18 protein-coding genes and 1 pseudogene are annotated in these 18,735 nt (G+C 47.4%); 10 read left to right on the forward strand and 9 right to left on the reverse strand.

Annotated features, from left to right (window positions below; translation table 11 throughout):
- Positions 1 to 166: 166 nt before the first annotated feature.
- The 7 genes and pseudogenes from ACZ439_RS16600 to ACZ439_RS16630 all read left to right on the forward strand — a co-directional run.
- Positions 167 to 679 (forward strand): annotated as a pseudogene (locus tag ACZ439_RS16600) (IS3 family transposase); the annotation flags it as partial.
- 359 nt (positions 680 to 1,038) lie between these two features.
- Positions 1,039 to 2,124, forward strand: a complete 1,086-nt coding sequence (locus tag ACZ439_RS16605) for a flavin-containing monooxygenase (protein WP_141336740.1) — start codon at positions 1,039 to 1,041, stop codon at positions 2,122 to 2,124.
- Positions 2,125 to 2,169: 45 nt separating this feature from the next.
- A complete protein-coding gene (locus tag ACZ439_RS16610; protein WP_464619934.1) occupies positions 2,170 to 2,955 on the forward strand; it encodes an alpha/beta hydrolase in 786 nt (261 codons plus the stop codon).
- Positions 2,931 to 3,413: a rhodanese-like domain-containing protein gene (locus tag ACZ439_RS16615; protein WP_464619935.1), complete on the forward strand. Its 483-nt coding sequence runs from the start codon at positions 2,931 to 2,933 to the stop codon at positions 3,411 to 3,413. The genes ACZ439_RS16610 and ACZ439_RS16615 overlap by 25 nt, the downstream gene beginning before the upstream one ends.
- Positions 3,414 to 3,905: 492 nt before the next feature.
- Positions 3,906 to 4,142 carry a glutaredoxin family protein gene (locus ACZ439_RS16620; RefSeq protein ID WP_127608133.1) on the forward strand — a complete coding sequence of 79 codons (237 nt, stop codon included), beginning with the start codon at positions 3,906 to 3,908 and terminating at the stop codon, positions 4,140 to 4,142.
- On the forward strand, positions 4,132 to 4,836 hold the full coding sequence (locus tag ACZ439_RS16625) for a Crp/Fnr family transcriptional regulator (protein ID WP_141336738.1): 705 nt from the start codon (positions 4,132 to 4,134) through the stop codon (positions 4,834 to 4,836). The genes ACZ439_RS16620 and ACZ439_RS16625 overlap by 11 nt, the downstream gene beginning before the upstream one ends.
- Before the next feature lie 234 nt (positions 4,837 to 5,070).
- The gene (locus tag ACZ439_RS16630; protein ID WP_372814012.1) at positions 5,071 to 5,424 is read left to right on the forward strand and encodes a DsrE family protein; all 354 of its coding nucleotides are present in this window, start codon (positions 5,071 to 5,073) and stop codon (positions 5,422 to 5,424) included.
- A 227-nt stretch (positions 5,425 to 5,651) separates the two neighbouring features.
- Here the strand turns inward: ACZ439_RS16630 and ACZ439_RS16635 are convergent, their stop codons facing one another.
- The 7 genes from ACZ439_RS16635 to ACZ439_RS16665 all read right to left on the reverse strand — a co-directional run bounded on the left by ACZ439_RS16635 (position 5,652) and on the right by ACZ439_RS16665 (position 13,675).
- A complete protein-coding gene (locus tag ACZ439_RS16635) occupies positions 5,652 to 5,855 on the reverse strand; it encodes a hypothetical protein (protein WP_464619936.1) in 204 nt (67 codons plus the stop codon).
- A 28-nt stretch (positions 5,856 to 5,883) separates the two neighbouring features.
- Complete coding sequence (locus ACZ439_RS16640) at positions 5,884 to 7,230, reverse strand: class-II fumarase/aspartase family protein (RefSeq protein WP_464619937.1); 1,347 nt, start codon at positions 7,228 to 7,230, stop codon at positions 5,884 to 5,886.
- Positions 7,231 to 7,321: 91 nt separating this feature from the next.
- Positions 7,322 to 8,869 carry an extracellular solute-binding protein gene (locus tag ACZ439_RS16645; RefSeq protein ID WP_464619938.1) on the reverse strand — a complete coding sequence of 516 codons (1,548 nt, stop codon included), beginning with the start codon at positions 8,867 to 8,869 and terminating at the stop codon, positions 7,322 to 7,324.
- A 37-nt stretch (positions 8,870 to 8,906) separates the two neighbouring features.
- On the reverse strand, positions 8,907 to 9,764 hold the full coding sequence (locus ACZ439_RS16650) for a carbohydrate ABC transporter permease (RefSeq protein ID WP_054796953.1): 858 nt from the start codon (positions 9,762 to 9,764) through the stop codon (positions 8,907 to 8,909).
- A gap of 14 nt (positions 9,765 to 9,778) precedes the next feature.
- On the reverse strand, positions 9,779 to 10,684 hold the full coding sequence (locus ACZ439_RS16655; RefSeq protein WP_464619939.1) for an ABC transporter permease: 906 nt from the start codon (positions 10,682 to 10,684) through the stop codon (positions 9,779 to 9,781).
- Between the two features lie 98 nt (positions 10,685 to 10,782).
- Entirely contained in the window at positions 10,783 to 11,850 is a 1,068-nt protein-coding gene (locus ACZ439_RS16660) for a response regulator (RefSeq protein ID WP_464619940.1), read from the reverse strand.
- The gene (locus ACZ439_RS16665; RefSeq protein WP_464619941.1) at positions 11,843 to 13,675 is read right to left on the reverse strand and encodes a cache domain-containing sensor histidine kinase; all 1,833 of its coding nucleotides are present in this window, start codon (positions 13,673 to 13,675) and stop codon (positions 11,843 to 11,845) included. Before ACZ439_RS16665 ends, ACZ439_RS16660 begins: the two co-directional genes overlap by 8 nt.
- A 572-nt stretch (positions 13,676 to 14,247) precedes the next feature.
- On the opposite strand from ACZ439_RS16665, the gene ACZ439_RS16670 reads away from it, so the two are divergent.
- Genes ACZ439_RS16670 through ACZ439_RS16680 form a run of 3 tightly spaced genes read left to right on the forward strand, consistent with a single transcriptional unit; the run spans position 14,248 to position 16,124 of the window.
- Positions 14,248 to 14,442 (forward strand): hypothetical protein, encoded by a 195-nt coding sequence (locus tag ACZ439_RS16670; RefSeq protein ID WP_464619942.1) that lies wholly within the window; start codon positions 14,248 to 14,250, stop codon positions 14,440 to 14,442.
- A 1-nt stretch (position 14,443) separates the two neighbouring features.
- Complete coding sequence (locus tag ACZ439_RS16675) at positions 14,444 to 14,860, forward strand: DsrE family protein (protein ID WP_464619943.1); 417 nt, start codon at positions 14,444 to 14,446, stop codon at positions 14,858 to 14,860.
- Positions 14,861 to 14,912: 52 nt separating this feature from the next.
- The gene (locus tag ACZ439_RS16680) at positions 14,913 to 16,124 is read left to right on the forward strand and encodes an MFS transporter (RefSeq protein ID WP_464619944.1); all 1,212 of its coding nucleotides are present in this window, start codon (positions 14,913 to 14,915) and stop codon (positions 16,122 to 16,124) included.
- Between the two features lie 103 nt (positions 16,125 to 16,227).
- Here the strand turns inward: ACZ439_RS16680 and ACZ439_RS16685 are convergent, their stop codons facing one another.
- Both ACZ439_RS16685 and ACZ439_RS16690 read right to left on the reverse strand, forming a co-directional pair.
- Positions 16,228 to 17,523 carry a dicarboxylate/amino acid:cation symporter gene (locus ACZ439_RS16685; protein WP_054796961.1) on the reverse strand — a complete coding sequence of 432 codons (1,296 nt, stop codon included), beginning with the start codon at positions 17,521 to 17,523 and terminating at the stop codon, positions 16,228 to 16,230.
- 114 nt (positions 17,524 to 17,637) lie between these two features.
- Positions 17,638 to 18,666 carry a DctP family TRAP transporter solute-binding subunit gene (locus tag ACZ439_RS16690; protein ID WP_464621137.1) on the reverse strand — a complete coding sequence of 343 codons (1,029 nt, stop codon included), beginning with the start codon at positions 18,664 to 18,666 and terminating at the stop codon, positions 17,638 to 17,640.
- Positions 18,667 to 18,735: the final 69 nt, after the last annotated feature.

Consider the following 18,735-nt stretch of genomic DNA (forward strand, 5'->3'; position numbering starts at 1 on the left):
TTGCTGCGAGCTGAATAGTACTTTGGGACAAAAAAAAGGAACGCACCTTAGGCAAGTGGTATTATCCCCTTACGGTAGACAGTGAAAAAAGAGTTCATGTTATGATGGACTCAACACTGTTGACCGGGGGGATTTTTTATGGCAAAAAAGGGACAAGCACCCTCCTGTTCTGTTCCCCAATACATTAAATCGGGAGTTCTCAGCAGCGGCGGTAAAACGCAAGTTAGTGACCGGTATTACCTATGTTCGTGTAGGACACGATTTCCTCTACCTGTCAGCCATTCTGGATCTATACAACAACGAGATCATTGCCTGGAGATTGGGACAACGTAACGACCTAGAGCTCGTGTTAGACACGGTGAGAGCGGTTGAAGCACCAGGAGCACTCCTGCACTCGGATCAAGGCTTTCAATACACCACGAAGGCTTACACGAAACTACTTGCAGACCAAAAGCTTGAAGGCAGCCACTCCAGACGTGGAAATTGCTTTGATAACGCATGCATCGAATCTTTCTTCTCGCATCTAAAGACAGAAAAGCTCCATCTCTCTAAACCCAATAATGAAGCTGAGGCTGAGCGTTTAATTGCCGAATATGTGACGTACTACAACCATGAACGGTTCCAGAAAAAATTAGGCGACCGCTACCCAGTTGAATTCAGGGAGGCAATCGCCGCTTAATTACCTCTTTTTTTAATTGTCTACTTGACGGGGATAAGACCAAAGTGCGAACCCTTTTTTTGTTGCTCTATTAGCCCTCCACGTGAAGCATTGCCACCGAGCTCCAAGAAAAGGGCCCATTCAACCGGCATAAGGCCAGAAATTTTTTGTAACATACATATGACATGATGTTGGATGCGGCAAGCCGGATGGTAGAATGGCTCACCGCGCTGGAGCTATGGGGACTTGAGGGCTTAGAAAGATGCGCGCAGTCCGCAAATATTTGCGGGGATGCATGCATCGTTTGCGCGTTCACCTGTCTCTTCCTTGTTTATGATGGTAACAAAGGGATTGGTGATATCCATGGGAGGTATCTTAGAATGATAGAAAAAGATGTAATTATTATCGGTGGCGGTCAGGCAGGGTTATCCATGGGATATTATTTACAAAAAAATCAGTGTGATTTTGTCATTCTCGATGCAAAAGCACGTTCCGGCGACAGTTGGAGAAATCGCTATGATTCTTTGTTTTTATTCACACCGCGAATGTATAACAGCTTACCTGGTTTAGCCTTTCCGGGCCGACCGGATGGTCTTCCTACTAAAGATGAGGCTGCGGACTATTTGGAACTTTACGCCCAGCATTATTCTCTTCCCATTGTGTTCAATACTACCGTTACCTTATTGAAGAAAATACAAAATGGCTTTTACCTCCGGAGCAGTCAAGGAGACGAATTTGCAGCTAATCAAGTGGTTATTGCTACAGGTCCTTTTCAAAAGCCTTTTATACCTACGTTTTCTCAAGGCTTTAATAAACATATATACCAGGTGCATTCTTCTATTTACCGTAACCCTACCGAATTACGTTCGGGTTCTGTGTTGGTCATAGGGGCTGGAAATTCCGGAGCACAAATTGCTGTTGAGCTAGCTAAGCAGCATGAAGTAACCATATCTATAGGCCATAAAATGAGTTTCAAGCCACTTTACCTCTTACGTAAAAGTATTTTTTGGTATTTTAACAAAATTGGTTTGCTGGGAGCGGATATTCATACGAAAAGGGCATCCTGGCTTAAGAAAAAGCCGGAACAAATTTATGGTTTGGAGTTAAAGAATCTCCTGAGTGCTAAAACCGTTGCGATGAAGCCTCGAGCCGTTAGTGCAGAAGGGGAAACAATACGATTCGAAGACGGTTCTTCCATTCAAGCTAATAACGTGATCTGGGCGACAGGTTTTCGGCCCGATTATAGTTGGGTTGACGTTGATGGCCTTTTAGATTCGAACGGATTTCCACAGCATGAAAGAGGTGTCAGTCCTATAGATGGATTATACTTTTTGGGGCTGCCATGGCAATCTCGTCGGGGGTCGGCACTGATGGGCTGGGTTGGCCAAGATGCTGAGTATCTTATGGGTGATATGATAAAAAACCAAAGATCTGCAATAAAGTTTGTTGGAATCCTGAACACATAACGTACGTTGTCTGTGAAAAATACAAAGACAGCTGGAGGTACATGTATGGCAAAAATCGATACCGTGACATTACACCCATCAAATCATAGTCGCCCCAATCCTATACTATTTGTCCATGGCGCTTTCCATGGCGCTTGGGCGTGGGAAGAATACTTTCTGCCCTATTTCGCTGACAAAGGGTACGAGGTTCACGCACTCAACTGGAGAGGGCATGGAAAAAGCGCCGGGCGAGAACGACTGCGGTGGAATCGGATTACCGATTATGTTGAAGATGTTACTGAGGTAGCGTCTTCCCTGAAACAGCCGCCGATCATTGTGGGTCATTCGATGGGCGGGTACGTCGTTCAAAAGTATTTAGAGCATCATCATGCTCCATGTGGTATTCTGCTAGCTTCAGCACCACCTGGAGGCACGAAGAAAACTACGGTAAAGACCGCTCTCCAGAATCCAGGCAAGCTGCTGAAAACATTAATTACCGGACGAGTAAATCTTTACAACAATGAAGCTGGAGCGGTCCAAGCATTTTTCTCGGCCAGTATGCCGCCGGAACAGCTCAAGCGATACGTCAGCAATTTGCAGGACGAGTCGCTCCGGGCCTTTTTGGAGATGGCTCGAATGCCGGTGCAGACACAGAAAATCAAGACTCCCATGCTGGTTCTCGGTGCAGCGAACGACTTCTTCATAGATGCTGATGAGATGCAGGAAACGGCGCACGCTTATGGCACAAAGCCGGAAATTTTCGCTAATATGGCGCACGATATGATGTTGGAGGCTGGTTGGAAACTTGTGGCAAATCGGATGGTAGAATGGCTGACAGTGCAAAAGCTCTAACGACTTCAAAGCTTAAAACATGTAGACACGGCATACAGTTAATCGTGAAAGGGATGAACAAATTGTTTAGTTTAGTTTGGGTGCTATGTATCACAGCAGTAGCTATAATAGGTTTTTTTATGTATACGCGTTTAGTGCCGCTGAAAGGTTTGAGAAACTATAATGCAATTGATTTTGAGAAAGAGATTGAACGCAGTTCTAATCATGTGCTTATAGACGTTAGAGAAAAAACAGAATATAGTAAAGGCTTTATTCCTGGGGCTGTAAATATCCCTTTGTCGGAATTAAAACGACGCCTAGACGAAGTTCCAAAGAACAGAGAGATTTTGTTGTATTGCCGCGGGGGGATGCGGAGCAAGCAGGCGGCATTCTTTTTAAAGAAAAACGGTTATTCGAAGATATCACAATTACAAGGCGGTATACTTTCGTGGAAAGGAAGCATACAGCAATTGTCTTAACCATACTCTCTCCGAGGGTACGAAGTGCCTGACAACACAGGAAACATGGGAACGAGCGACGTCACGCTGTACGCGAAGTGGATGGCGAGGATCAAAAGGGTCGGCTGTCCAAGCGCGTTGCAAAGCATTAAATTAGGATAGAAGTTACGCCGCTCCCAGAACTTCTTCAGCATCACATATACGGTCAGTCACTAACCCTGTTTACCTCTGCATAAAATACCAGCCTTTGTGCACATGTTAATAAAAAATAGCACAAGAAGCACACAATGGCCCTACAACCCTTCTTCTTTTTCCGATTGAACTTCACTTCGTCGGGAATAGGAATGAGGACATTAGGGCCTTTTCGTTCTTGTAATCCATATTACAGAGCAGCCTTCAGTGATGTTCTATAGTAAAAATAGACACTTAATTTTAGAAAATAGGTGTGTGGAAAGCTGGATCAAGAGAGGGGCGCCTGAACTCAACAATACGTAAGTATAGGCGGTGAGTCCGATGAAAATAACGATTTATACAAGCGATCACTGCTCTGCATGCCGGAAAGCGATTCAATTTTTTCAAGAAACGGGTATGCCTTATCATCAACTGGATGTGGGCTATAACAAGGGGAATTTTGATGAAATGCTTAGGCTTGGCGGAATTGCTACGCCGTTGATTATTGTGGGTACCCAAACCTTCCATACGTTCGATCCGCAGAAAATAAAGGAGGCACTGCTAAGACATGATGGATAAGCTATGGTATTTATCTAGAATCAGCATTTTTGAGGCGCTTCCCGAGGAAGATTTGAAGGAGCTTGACCAAATGGCACCCATGACTCATTTTAACGCTCTACCCAAAGGAACATTAATTCAGACCCCGGACACTTATCGTGACGGTCTGTTTTTTATCAAAGAGGGAAAGCTTCGTTTATATAAAATCAATGCTGAAGGAAAGCAGTTCACCGTTGGAATCCTGGGTAAGGGAAACATGTTTGGAGAGATCGACACGTTCTCGTTCGGCACAAAGGGAATCTATATTGAAACCATGGAAGAAACGTTGATTTGTTCCGTTCTAAAGGAGCATTTTGAGAATTTCTTAGCGAAGAGGCCCCAGTTAGCCATGAGATTCTTAACGGAATTAAGCAGCATGCTTAGGGATAGAGATGAGATGTTGGAAAAGCTGGCTCTTGGAGATGTGAGAGAACGAATTCTCCATTTGCTGCTCAAGCTTTCGGAGAAGTTTGGAGTTGAGGATGAAGGACTGGTAAAAATAGACTTGGCCTTAACTCATCAAGAAGTTGCCAATATGATCGGTGCGACGCGAGAGGCAGTCACTGTTATATTAAATGAACTTATGAAAGAAGGAATGATTCGAACCGGAAGGAAAACTATTTCAATCCACCAAAGGAAGGTTAAAGCGTGTCTTGAATTCGGCTGTAAGGAATAAGAAAATGGATGATCCGAAGTTCTGAGAATTCGGGGAGTCCATTACTTATCTTTTGTAAGATACATTACAGAAGGAAGCGGATGATTGGGGTAAGATGGTCTCATCTTACAGAAAGGAGTCGAGTATCATGGGAGCTGGTTCAACTGCCCATCGTTGAATATAGATAAAGAACCGGAACTTGCTATGGATGAAAAAATTGGAGCAATCAAACATATAATAAGGGAGGAACTACCGATGAAAAAAATCGCGATTATTGTACATGCTTCAGAAGCTGAATTGGGACGGGCGCTGCACTCGCTTTTATACGCAAAGGAATTGCATGAAGCGGGGCATGAGGTGAAGGTATTTTTTGATGGTGCCGGTACGGTATGGGTTAAAAAGTTTGAGGATCCTGCCAGTGACTTCAACCCGCTGTATAAAGCTGTTAAAAACCTTGGCCTCATCGCAGGGGTGTGCGAATATTGTGCTCATGCATTCGGTGTCAAAGATGAAGTGCGAGCGTCGGGTTTGACCACAATGGGGGAACGGGACGGACACCTAAGTGTTGCGCAGTTCATTGCTGATGATTATCAAATCATGACTCTGTAAAAAATTACAAAAAGATCGCCAAGCCTGAAGCCCGAAGTTTTCAGTGCTTGCGATCTTTTGTTTTTTTGTTCGTTTTTGTTCGGTCACCAAATATGGCATTTTAATATAGGTATCTCTATCAAACCTATCCGGCTGCACAGAAAGGCTGCAAGATTCATGGAATATATACAACCGGGAAGCAGGCAATATGCAAGCGCCATAATCGCGCTCTTTTTAGGCTGTTTTTGTCACATTTGCGGAGCTCTACAGCACACAACCCCTGATTCCGGTGCTGACGAAGGAATTTGGGGTATCGCCGGCCACCGCGAGCAGCGGATCACATCGATCGAAGTAATATCTCCACCCAGCCTGCTGATGACGGCAGCTGTATCTCCGAAGCTTATTTTCTCGTGATCGAGCTCGATCCGCATAATGACACTAGTTTTTGCCACACGTATTCAAAGCCTTCCTTTCCGGTGATCAATGGGTTCGCTGAAGGTTAACAACGGCATAAGCACGAGCGGCGGTCTCCTTAGCAAGCTGCGCACTTAGACCTGTATGTGTCGCAGGATTGAGAATCTTCTTGATTACATCGGGCGGAACGTGTCCAGTAACCCGAGAATCTTTGGACAGCACGTCATAGAATGTGATGGCCGCACCGCTTGTCGCCACATGATGAGCCGCCTCATGAACGACTTCATGGGCGACTTGACGTCCGATCGTATCGGCCAGAGTCATCATCACCGCTTCAGCATTAATGAGACCGCCGGACAGCTCCAAGTTCCGTTTCATATGCTCAGGGTAAATCTCAAGTCCAACAAGCACGCTATATATAGCCTTGAGAATATCGCCAGCCAGCACCGCGCTTAGTTCCACCGCATTTTGCATAATGGCAAACCGGGCACCGTCCACTTCATGCGAATGGATCATAGCTTCCAAGGCGACGGGTACCATGGATCGAATCTGAGCCGATTTAGTGACGACCTCCATACATTTCTTTGCATTTTTTTTTTGCGGCATCGTCGAACTGCCGACGTCTCCTTCCGGAAGCCGTTCGCTAACCTCTCCAAACTCCGTCGCCATCAAGCGAGACACTTCTTCGGCAATCGCGGTCAAGGTAGCGGCGATCATACCAAGAAGCAGTACAAACTCAGCAAAGGGATCCGCAATGTTGCGGGCAGGCACCGGCATCGGATTAAGGCTCAACCGCCGCGCTACACCTGCCTGTACGGCCGGTCCCATATCCCCCAAGCTGGCAAATGTGCCGGCAGCGCCACCGGTCATGGATATAAATAGGCGCGGCCCCAGCTGTTCCATCCGTTCCAAATGCCGCAGCATCACATCGGTCCAAGAAGCCGTTTTGAATCCGAACGTAATCGGTACCGCCTGCTGCCAATGAGTACGTCCCGCCATGAGCGTATCAGCGGTCTTCTCGCCTAACACAGCCAAAGCTTCAATGACATCGCACATTTGATTCTTTAATACGGCCACAGCGGAACGGTATCCGAGAACATCGCCGGTCTGCTCAATGTTTTGGGAGGTAGCGCCCCAATGCACAAACCCTCCTTCAGGCTCCCCGACAACGCGGGACAGCTCGGAGACAATCGGCATCATAAAGTGACCCGTTTTGGCTTGATCGGCTTCTAGTCGTTCTATATCCATTAATTCTACTTTGGCAGCTTCCGCTATTTTGTCAGCGGCCGATTGGGGAATGATTCCAAGCTCAGCTTGCGCCAATGCCAATGCAGCTTCCACGTCCAAATATCGTTGAAGACGCGATCGAAGGGAGAATATGTTTTGCATTAAGTTGCCGCGGTTAGGTTCCATCGTACAATTCCTCCAATTTGGTTGAATCAACAGTCTCTTTAGCTTAGTAATAAGACAAGAGGGATAATGGATATCCCCCTTGTCGGAAAAGTTATTTAGATTCGGCTCCCTTGTTCTTCAAGTACCACTCGGTAGCCTCTTGAATGACCTTGTCTCCGCCGCGCTTTTTCCAATCCTCAACGAACTTGTCGAAGCTATCGAGCGGATCGCGACCGGTTACGATTTTGGCCGCGGTCTCCATCCATAGACCAGTAAACTGAAGTTCAGGATTGGATGCGAGTGTCGGCGGAATCGGCATATCCAGGCCGTCATTTACCCGGCCTTCGGCTGCAGCGATTTTCATGGCGGCTGGAACGTATTGCCCGTTCTCGCGGTTCTTCATGAACTCCTGGTCGTGGATATTGCTCGGCCCAATCCATCGCAGCCATTGAAGATGCATCTGTTCCCTGTCCGATTCGGCTTTCGTGCTGATCGGCTTAGGCATTTTCTTGCCATTCTCTACCGTATAATCTTCGCCCTCAAGCCCGTAATTCAAGAATGCTTGGGCTTCATCGGATAAGAACCATTCCAGGAACTTCAACACTTGCTCCGGATGTTTATTCGTCTTCGGGATCACCCAGGTGGACAGAGGATCCACTACCGATCCGATCAAGTTGCCGCCTTTTCCATCCGGTCCGGTAGGAGCAGGAATGTTGATGAACTCAACAGGAGGAGTCAGCCTCTTGTAACCCGTAGCTGTCTTGTCCGGATACTCGGTAGCGTGAATCCACATGCCGACCCGCTGAGTATTCTCGATCTTAGCTACCCAATCCGTAGATGTATTGACAAAGACCTCATTATCGATCAGTTTTTCTTGATACATTTGCTGATGCAGCTTCAATGCGTCCTTCATCTCCGGACGAATAAAGTTAGGAACGAGCTGATTATTAACAAACTTCCATCCTTCCGGGCTAACGTCGTAAGCACCAAAGAATACATATCCGAAATCAAAATTTTTCCGCCCAATAAAAGGAATTTCATCTGCTTTTCCATTCCCGTTCGGATCCTTGTCTCTAAATGCACGGAGCACATTCAAGTACTCGTCTACGGTTTTCGGAACCTGCAGTCCGAGCTTATCCATCCAATCTTTACGGATATAGACAATTCGGTTGTTTGGTACCGGTGCCTCGCGTGGAATTGCATATATTTTTCCGTCTTTACTCACGAGCGACGAATTCCACAGGTCTTTATTAATTTTCGTCTTCAATCCAGGCGCGTGCTTATCGATCAAATCATTAAGCTCATAGAAAACGCCGTTATTGATAGCCGCCGAGATCTCGGGGGAGGTAATCCCGTTCACGGCCTGAATGGCATCCGGCAAATCGCCTGACGCAAACATCAGATTAAGCTTTTTGGAATAGTCGGCTTGGTTTATTGCTTCGATCCGAACATCAGTTTTCGACAGCTCGCGCAGTTTCTTCACATATTTGTCTTCGTTAAGGTTCGGGGAAGACGTCACATACGGCATATTCCGATCCCCGATGGCAAGTTTGATAGTCGGTAGTGCAGCGGGACTTGTATCTGTCTTGTCGGCACATGCGGCGAGCAAGCTTCCGGTTAAAGAAAGACAAGTCAAAGCTGTAATCGATTTCCTATTCATCGAATAAAATCCCCCTATAGTTTTTGAGATTAGGTAACTATCCTTTCACCGATCCGATCATGGCGCCCTTTACAAAATGCTTTTGTATAAATGGGTAGATCAGCATGATAGGTATGGTTGCTACGATAATCGTAGCCATCTTAATGCCTTCCGCCGATGATAAAGAAGTAAGGATATCGCTGGCATTATCCTGAGTAACCAATTGTCTTACTTTCACTTGAAGCGGGAACAAGCCAGGATCGCGCAAGTACATCATCGCCGCATAATAACCGTTCCAGTTGGAGACGGCATAGAACAATCCGATCGTTGTCATAACAGGCATGGACAGGGGCAATACGATGCTCCAGAACGTACGGTATTCATTGCAGCCGTCGATCTTTGCCGCCTCCGTCAACCCGTCCGGAATATTTTGAAAGAACGAAATCATAATTAATAGATTAAAACCGCTGATTAGCGATGGAATCATGACGGCCCACAGCGTGTTCAGCATTCCTAAAGACTTAACGAGCAAATACGAAGGAATAATCGGAGCCGTAAAAATCATCGTGAACAAGACAATAAGGAGAATCGTCGATCTTCCCTTTAGCTCGCGTCGGGCTAACCCATACGCCATTAAGGATGTAAATATCAGGTTAAGCGCAGTGCCCAAGACCGTAATATAGACCGTAATGCCGAATGATTTCCAGAAGCCTAAGTTCTTGATAACAGCCCGGTAGTTCTCGAGCGTAAAGTCAACAGGGAGGAGCGTGACTTCCCCTTGCAAAATCGCATTCCCGCCGCTGAACGACCCTGCTGCAATATTAAGGAAAGGCAGCAGCACCATCAGGGAAACAAGTGAAAGAAATATATAATTGCACGCTTCAAACCATTTCAGAGATGGATTGACTTTTCTCACACACACCCATCCTCCTAGTAAATTGAATCTCCAGTTGTTTTCTTGCTTATTGTGTTTGCTCCTAATATGAGAACAAGACCCACGATGGATTTGAACAATCCGATTGCGGTCGTATAGCTGTATTGTCCGTTGAGCAAACCCACATCATAAATGTAAGTATCCAGAATATCGCCTGTTTCGCGTACAAGAGGGTTCAGCAATACATAAATTTGCTCGAAGCCAAGATCGAGGATATGACCTATCTTGAGCAGCAGCAGCACCATGATTGTCGGTAACAATGACGGTATGGTGACACTGAACACTTGCCTCAGCTTCCCTGCGCCATCGACCTCTGCTGCTTCGTATAATTCAGGGTTGATCCCTGTCAACGCAGCCAAGTAAATGATCGTACCCCAGCCGACTTCTTTCCAAATTCCCGAGACCACTACAATACTGCGAAAATACTCCGGCTTTTGCATAAAAAACACGCTTTCCAGCCCGAACATATTGAGAATATGATTGACTAGACCTGTTTCCGGCGACAGCAAGGTCATCATCATACCGCCTAAAATAACCCAGGACAAAAAATGAGGTACGTATAATACGGTCTGCATGACCCGTTTGAATGCGACCTTACGAATCTCATTCAATAAAAGCGCAAGAATGAGCGGCGCCGGGAATCCAAATACGATCTGATACAAGCTGATAAGCAGCGTATTGCGCAGCACCCGGTAAAACTCGGGGTAGCTAAACAGGCGTACAAAATGCTCTAATCCGACAAAATCACTACCACTAATTCCTTTGAAAGGCGTGTAATTCTGGAATGCGATAATACTGCCGGCTAAAGGGATGTACTTGAAGATGACAAAAAACAATAAGCCGGGTATGATCATGGAGTAAATTTGCCAATTTTTCATAAAATAATTAGACCCTTTAACCATCTTTTCGGCCTCCTTCCTCTGATGTGCTCTCATTGTAAACGCCATAAGGAGAAAGGTACATGTGCTTAGCGAGGTCCAAGTTGTCATTTTTTCGCCTATTATTCCAGATTAGGCTCGTTTAGCCGCGCACGATAGTCCTTAGGGGAATAACCGTAAACCTTTTTGAACGTTTTTGTAAAATGAGCGTAATCCGCATATCCGCACTGGAACGCCACTTCGTACATTTTGCAGGAAGGGTCTGACAGAAGTGATTTTGCCTGCTCCATCCGGAGTCTAGTCACATAATGGGTGAAGTTCATTCCTATTGCTTGCTTGATGCATTCGCTTGTATAAGAGACGGACAAATGAAGCTCATCGGCAACGGATTGCAGCGTCAAATTCTCATTATAGATATGTTGTTGAATATAGGCCAAAGCCTTCTTCATCGTCAGAGCGATGCCGTGACTTCTGAAATCCGCCATCCGCAGCATCCAATTGCTAATCTGCTTACGGACTTGTCCCCGAAGCATCTCCATGGACTCTTCCTCAGAGAAGGAACAGGACGCCGGCGCGACATCCTTAAGATCAGGAGCGATTAAGATCAGCTCTTTATTGGCAAATGCAAGCAAATCGGCATAAAAGGATTTGTACATATGCAAATCCTCGCCATAACAGTCGTTTAAATAGCTGCTAACCTCGTCTAGAAGGGTAAGGATCGCCACTCCATCCATGTCTCTCAGCAGCAGAGACAAACGCTCCCCCTGCTGTCTGCAATACCAAAGAAATTCCTGGCGCTGCTCCTGTATGTGCTTTTGGCGGCTTAGCTTAAGCGCGATTTGTTCCAGCTTGAGCTTCAGCTGCTCCGGTACAATCGGCTTGAGCAAATAATCCTTGACTCCATAACGTATAGCTCTCTGGGCATACTCGAATTCTCCATACCCGGTTAAAATGATGACATCGGTCTGATGACCCGCATCGCGCAGCGCCGCTATTAAATTCAGTCCGTCCATAACCGGCATGCGGATATCGGTAATGAGCAAATCCACGGAGTTCTCCTTCATATATTCCAGCGCATCGCGGCCATTGGAGGAAGCCTCCATCACTTCAAATAAGCCGGTCCTCTCCACAATCATCTTCAAGCTCTTCTTTATCAAGGTCTCATCATCTGCAACAATCGCTTTAAGCATCCCAATTCCCTCCATCTATGATCGGCAAATGAATTTCCAGCGATGTTCCCTTATCCGTCGAGTTCAAGATCGTAAGTCCGTAAGGCGCCCCAAAGCTCAATCGCAGCCTTTGGTGAACGTTCCATAACCCGATGTGTCCCCATCGTTTCTCTTCGTTCCAGTCATTTCCCGGCAATTGGGATTCGGCATCTTCTTCCGACCGGAAAGCTTGGTTAAGCTTGTCCATAACTGCGGAATCCATGCCTCCCCCTTTGTCCATGATGACAAGACGGTAGCCTATCAACGTTCTTTCGCCCGCTAGAGCAATAAACTCGGGATAAAGCTCATGCTTTTCGTACGCGTGGCGAAACACATTTTCAACTAAAGGCTGAAGAATAAGGCGCAGCGCCTGGACCTGAGGCAGATCGCTCCATGAGAATTGCATGTCGACGATCAAATGCTCGAACCGCTCTTTTTGGATGTCCAAATAGGTTTGCACATTCTGCATCTCATCGTGTAGCGATATTTTCGCATCTCCGCTTGTAATGCTATAACGGAATAAAGAAGCAAGCGAAATGGCCATGCGGCTGATCGGCATGACGTTCTCCAAGATCGCGTAAGAATTGATGACCTCCAGTGTGTTGTATAGAAAATGAGGATTAATTTGCGCCTGCATCGATTTCAGCATCGTCTCCCGTTGTTTGATCGTGAGCTCTTTCTCCCGCAGCTCGGAAGCATGGATCTCATCGATCGATCTTTGCAGCTTTTCAACCATCTGATTAAAGCTTTCATACAGCTCGCCCAGCTCATCGTGATTTCCCGGCGGCACATGCGCGCGAACGGACATATCTCCGCTTCCGGTCCGTTTCATCAGTCTTTTCAGGTTGGAAACCGAATTTGTCAGATTAAGTGCGAAGCCTCCTATAAAAAACAACGAAACGAGGGTAACCGCGATCAAGATGATGACTGTCAGATTACGCAGGGCAAACAAGTCGCCGGTCAGCTCTTGAAGAGGAACCTCGGATACTAGAGTCCAATCCGTCAACGGGGAATGCTCAAAGACGATCAGCTTTTGCCCCCCCGAATCGTTTACAATGAGCGATCCTTGTTCCTTCTTCCGTACATTCTCGTCATACCATTCCGGCACCGCCTTGCCGATCTGGTTATGAGCCGGGTGAAGCACGACTTCTCCCTCTTTGTTTGCAATCCACGTAATACCGGTTTCACTTAAGCCGAGCTTATTAATAAACGCTGATATTTCGTTAAGACGAAGGTCGATCAGCATCAAGCCTTTTATTTCGTATGTATGGGCATCCGTAAATCTTCTGCTGATCGACATAATAGGCATCCCATTCTCCCAATGGATGCGGTTAAACTTAATGTTCTGCTGCCCTGTCGGCTCAAGCTGGCTCATATCGCGGTTTCCGAACCCTTCCAGGGTATCGGCTATATTAGAAACGATCATCCCTTTATCAGATATTATCGATAGACCGTACACTTCTTTCTTCCCGTATAAGACTTGATTGATGATTTGGTTCTGGATTTGCTGTGTTAGGGAAAGCCGCTCGTAAACATCGTTTGTCGTAATTTTCATGAAATCTTGAATAAGCGGATGGGCGATTAACGGGAAGGTCGTTCGTTCCAACTCGCCGAAATAATAATTTAAGTAGCCGTTCGCTTGCTGGATCGATTTCCTCGCGGAAGCAATCGCATTCTCTTCGATCAACTGAGTTGAACGGTGATACCAAATGTAACCAAATAGCATAAAGGGAAGAAGAAAGAAAATGAAAAATAATAAGACAAGCTTGACTCTTATCGTTCTGATTCTGAATTTGAATAAATGCATGGTAGACCTCCCGAACCTTTAAATAGACTCTCGGCATTCGCCGAGCCTTGCGGTGCAAGGTTTTTCCTCACCCCGCAAGACCTCGTTCCTCCCACTTTTCGTGGGGGGATTATTTATATTCACCTCATCTGAATTGGAAAAAAGATAAGGAATTTAAGAGCATCGGCGTAAGCGGGGGACGCTGTGGAGCAAGAGGTGTGCCCTCGGTCGCTCTTGAAATCGGGAATCCTCTATTCGACCTTTGCGGTCGATTCCCGATTTCAAAGGCGAACGCTTCGCTCCTGCAACACACCTATTCCCCTCCGCTATCCAGTCGGCCAATATCGCACATTAAATTCGAGCTTTTTGCGATGTCCGGGAAACCGGACAAGACAAGGTCTAAGAAATAAGCGAAAATAATCTTTACCCCAAAAATCAGCGAAAAACGTAGGACTTCAGGCGTAAAAGTAGGCCGGGTCCGAAAATCCACCCCAGCCCCTCGATGCGGTAATAAATAGTAAACAGGCGAGCCTGTCCATGGTAAAATTGTAATTGTCGAGAAAACAATTTTCCAATGAGAGGGATCGCCTGCAATGGCAATTATACCACAACTGAAACTATTTGAGTGGACGGAGATTCAAACGCCCGGAGACTTGGAACGTCTGAGTCTTGTACTTGAATATATGCCGGACGAGGAACTCATGAAGGCGCTGGGAAGAGAGGAGCGCCTAAGGGATGAACTGCCGATGAAAAAAAAACGCGATTATTGTACATGCTTCAGACGCTGAATTGGGACGGGCGCTGCACTCGCTTTTATACGCAAAGGGATTGCATGAAGCGGGGCATGAGGTGAAGGTATTTTTTGATGGTGCCGGTACGGTATGGGTTAAAAAGTTTGAGGATCCTGCCAGTGACTTCAACCCGCTGTACAAAGCTGTTAAAAACCTTGGCCTCATCGCAGGGGTGTGCGAATATTGTGCTCATGCATTCGGTGTCAAAGATGAAGTGCGAGCGTCGGGTTTGACCACAATGGGGGAACGGGACGGACATCTAAGTGTTGCGCAGTTCATTGCTGATGATTATCAAAATCATGACTCTGTAAAAAATTACAAAAAGATCGCCAAGCCTGAAGCCCGAAGTTTTCAGTGCTTGCGATCTTTTGTTTTCTTGTTCGTTTTTGTTCGGCCACCAAATATGGTATTTTAATATAGGTATCTCTATCAAACCTATCCGGCTGCACAGAAAGGCTGCAAGATTCATGGAATATATACAACCGGGAAGCAGGCAATATGCAAGCGCCATAATCGCGCTCTTTTTAGGAAGTTTTGTCACATTTGCGGAGCTCTACAGCACACAACCCCTGATTCCGGTGCTGACGAAGGAATTTGGGGTATCGCCGGCCACCGCAAGCTTGACGCTGTCGGTTAGCACCGGATTTCTCGCATTTTTTCTGTTTATCGTCTCCCTTTTCTCCGACCGGCTGAAGCGGAAAAGAACGATGACCTTCGCTTTGCTGCTGTCAGGACTGCTTTCGGTCGGGGCGGCTTTGTGCCATCGGCTCGAGCCGCTGCTGGTGATTCGTGCTCTGCAAGGTATCGTATTGGCCGGCTTTCCATCCATAGCAATGGCCTATATCAGTGAGGAATTTCATTCAAGCCGCTTGGGGACCGTCATCGGTATTTATATAAGCGGGACGAGTGTAGGCGGCATGGCGGGCCGTTTGGTTGTCGGGGCTTTGTCCGATTATTTCACTTGGCATGTTGCGATCGGGATGCTTGGGGTCATCAGCTTGACGTTCGGAGGTTTATTCTGGATTCTGTTGCCCGAGTCCAAATACCAAACCTCGAACGTGAAGTCACGGCGGAGCATCCATGTATTCCGGCTGCTGAAGGATCGAAGGCTGCTCGCTCTGTACACGATCAGTTTCCTGCTGATGGGTGCTTTTGTTTCCCTGTTTAACTTTATCAGCTTTCCCTTGCTGGCTCCTCCTTATGAATTAAGCCAGACGTTAGTAAGCTCCATATTCGTTGTCTATTTGATGGGTACGTTAAGCTCGGCCTGGATGGGCAAGCTTACCGACCGCATGCCTCATTCCAAGGTGATCGCGATAGCCATTGCCCTCATGCTGACCGGGGCGTGTGTGACGATATGCATGCCGCTGTTGCTTAAAATCATAGGGGTTTCCCTATTCACCTTTGGATTTTTCGGCGCCCATTCCGTAGCGAGCGGCTGGGTCGGAAAGCTGGCCGCGCCAGATCAGAAGGCTCAAGCCTCGTCGATATACCTGTTGTTTTATTATGCAGGCTCCAGTATGATGAGTCCGATAGGCGGATTGGTATGGAGTCGATTCGGGTGGTCGGGGCTGGTCGGTTATACCGGATTATTACTGCTTATTGCCGGTACTTTGAGCGTAGTCGTGTCTCGCAGCCATAGGGCGGCCGCAAGGCAGCATAAAGCCGAATTGGGGTAGCTCCGATTCCGGCAGCCGCGGATAAGCTGCTTTATTCACTGATTACGCAAAAGGAGCTAATCCTATGGATTAGCTCCTTTTGCGTAAAAATTTTGTATAAGGCTTAGACCGGTTTGGCTACACTGTTCTTGATGGAATTTGTTCCTTCCGCCGCTTGTTCGGCCGATTCGGGATGTCCGCCCGGGTGGAATTCGTTTTCCGATTTGGCGACGATGACGGTTGCTACGCCGTTGCCGATCAGATTCGTAATGGCGCGCGCTTCCGACATGAACCGGTCGACGCCGAGGAGCAATGCCATACCCGCCAGAGGGATGGAAGGAAAGGCGGCCAAGGTGGCAGCCAGCGTGATGAATCCCGAACCCGTAACGCCTGCAGCGCCTTTAGAGGTCACCATCAGGATGCCAAGCAGCGTAAGCTGCTGCCAGATGGTCATCTCCACACCGGAAGCCTGGGCGACAAACATGGCTGCCATAGACAGGTAGATGGCGGTGCCATCCAGATTGAACGAGTAGCCGGTTGGAACGACAAGTCCGACTACCGATTTGGAACAGCCGTATTTCTCGAGCTTATCCATCATGCGCGGCAGCGCCGACTCGGAAGAAGAGGTGCCGAGCACCAGCATGATTTCTTCTTTAATGAAGGCGATAAATTTGAAAATGCTGAAGCCGTATGCTCTGGCGATCAAGCCGAGAACGACGATAATGAACAAGGCCATCGTGATATAAACCGAACCCATCAGCTTTCCAAGAGACGTAAGAGATCCAATCCCGAACTTGCCGATCGTGTACGACATGGCGCCGAAGGCGGCAATCGGGGACACCTTCATGACCATGTTCACGACACCGAAGAAGGCTTGCGAAAGCTTATCGAATAATTGAATGATCGGCTGGGCTTTCTCGCCCATAGCCGTCATAGACAGACCGAACAGGATCGCAAAGAACAGAATCGGCAGCAGATCCCCGCCGGCCATGGCGGCGACGACATTATCAGGTACGACGCCAACAAGAAAGTCGACAATGCCGTGATTGGCTTCGGCCGCTTTGGCATACTTGGAGATGTCGCCGGTTGCCTTGGATGCATCGATCCCGGCCCCCGGTTTGATCAGGTTGACGACGACAAGACCGATCCCAAGCGCGATCGTCGTTACGATTTCGAAATATAAAAGCGCTTTCCCGCCGATGCGACCGACTTTCTTCATATCCCCCATGTTTGCGATCCCGTGCACAACGGTGAAAAATACAATGGGAGCAATAACCATTTTAATCATTTTGATAAAGATATCGCCGAGGACTTTCAATTTTTCGCCCGTAGCGGGGAAGAAATGTCCAAGGAGAATACCGAGTATGATGGCAATGACGACTTGAACGGTCAAGTTCTTCAAATTGATTCGAAACTTCATGGGACACAGCCTCACTTTCATTTTCTGAAAACGTTTTATTTCGTGTCCCAAGTGTATAAAAGAAGACGGATCAAAACAAGAATACGGTCATATTGTTTGTTTAGTTCGTTTTGGTCATGGAATTTCTTTCATCAAATCGCTCCCGATGATGTCGGCGAACTCTTGGTACAAGGACTCGAATCGCTGTCTCCAAAGCGCTTTATCCGCATCTGAAAGGGTCGTCACCTCGATCGACTGATTTTGAGCTGGCGTTTGCAGCCGGTTCTCGTGTGACAAGGCTTCACGGTTATTCCAATCCGAGGTTTCCGCTAACGCTTCCTTAAGAAGCTGCTGTACATCGGGAGGAAGATCCTCCCAGAACCGTTTGTTGAAGGTGACGATATAGCCAAGATAACTGTGGTTGCTGATGGTAATAAAGCGTTGAACCTGGTACAGCCGCTTGCTGAGAATATTGGAAATGGTGTTCTCCTGTCCATCGACCTTGCCGTTCTTCAGACTGCGGTAGATTTCATTAAAAGGGGTGCTGATCGTCGATGCCCCCAGCGCTTCAAACTGCCGCTTTAACACCGGGCTGGGCTGAATTCGGAATTTCAAGCCTTGAAAGTCTTCAGGCGTCCGCAGCTGGCGGACGTTGTTGGTGACTTGCCGGAAGCCGTTATGCCAGAAGGCCGCTCCTTTCATGCCGTGTGGCTCCAGCGTCGCGAGCAGCCTTTCGCCCAGTACCCCTTGCAGGGCGCGCTCCACTTCCTGTTGATTCCGAAAAGCGAACGGCAGATCCATCACCAGCCATGCGGGATCAATCACGTTCATATTGGAGAACGACGGAGCGATCATTTGAACGTCGTCATGCTGAAGGGCGGTGATTTCGTTGTCTTCCGCATACAGCATCCCGTTCGGGAATACCTGAACTTCGACCCGGTCTTGCGACTTCTCTTCGACAAGCTCGGCAAAATGCGCCGCGGCGAGCCCTTTGGGCGTATTCTCGGCGACGACATGGCTGAATTTGATCACGATTCGGTCTTTAAGACCGGTGTGCTCGTCATCGTACGGCAGCTCGCCTCCGATATCGGGTTGAAACCCGATCAGATAGGCGGCAAGCAAGCCAAGCACAAGAAAAATGCCGATTCCCGCAACAGTTTTTATGGGGGCTCACCTCCTGGTTGCTATTTCAGCCCTATTATTTCACAATGAAATAGAAAAATAAACCGTGCG

It is taken from the genome of Paenibacillus sp. JCM 9796, assembly GCF_055379675.1.

Coding starts and splice junctions, on each gene's coding strand:
- ACZ439_RS16665 (WP_464619941.1), bottom strand. CDS start 13,675: ATGCATTTATTCAAATTCAGAATCAGAACGATAAGAGTCAAGCTTGTC.
- ACZ439_RS16645 (WP_464619938.1), bottom strand. CDS start 8,869: ATGAATAGGAAATCGATTACAGCTTTGACTTGTCTTTCTTTAACCGGA.
- ACZ439_RS16630 (WP_372814012.1), top strand. CDS start 5,071: ATGAAAAAAATCGCGATTATTGTACATGCTTCAGAAGCTGAATTGGGA.
- ACZ439_RS16625 (WP_141336738.1), top strand. CDS start 4,132: ATGATGGATAAGCTATGGTATTTATCTAGAATCAGCATTTTTGAGGCG.
- ACZ439_RS16615 (WP_464619935.1), top strand. CDS start 2,931: ATGGCTGACAGTGCAAAAGCTCTAACGACTTCAAAGCTTAAAACATGT.
- ACZ439_RS16640 (WP_464619937.1), bottom strand. CDS start 7,230: ATGGAACCTAACCGCGGCAACTTAATGCAAAACATATTCTCCCTTCGA.
- ACZ439_RS16605 (WP_141336740.1), top strand. CDS start 1,039: ATGATAGAAAAAGATGTAATTATTATCGGTGGCGGTCAGGCAGGGTTA.
- ACZ439_RS16670 (WP_464619942.1), top strand. CDS start 14,248: ATGGCAATTATACCACAACTGAAACTATTTGAGTGGACGGAGATTCAA.
- ACZ439_RS16620 (WP_127608133.1), top strand. CDS start 3,906: ATGAAAATAACGATTTATACAAGCGATCACTGCTCTGCATGCCGGAAA.
- ACZ439_RS16655 (WP_464619939.1), bottom strand. CDS start 10,684: ATGGTTAAAGGGTCTAATTATTTTATGAAAAATTGGCAAATTTACTCC.
- ACZ439_RS16685 (WP_054796961.1), bottom strand. CDS start 17,523: ATGAAGTTTCGAATCAATTTGAAGAACTTGACCGTTCAAGTCGTCATT.
- ACZ439_RS16680 (WP_464619944.1), top strand. CDS start 14,913: ATGGAATATATACAACCGGGAAGCAGGCAATATGCAAGCGCCATAATC.
- ACZ439_RS16660 (WP_464619940.1), bottom strand. CDS start 11,850: ATGCTTAAAGCGATTGTTGCAGATGATGAGACCTTGATAAAGAAGAGC.
- ACZ439_RS16610 (WP_464619934.1), top strand. CDS start 2,170: ATGGCAAAAATCGATACCGTGACATTACACCCATCAAATCATAGTCGC.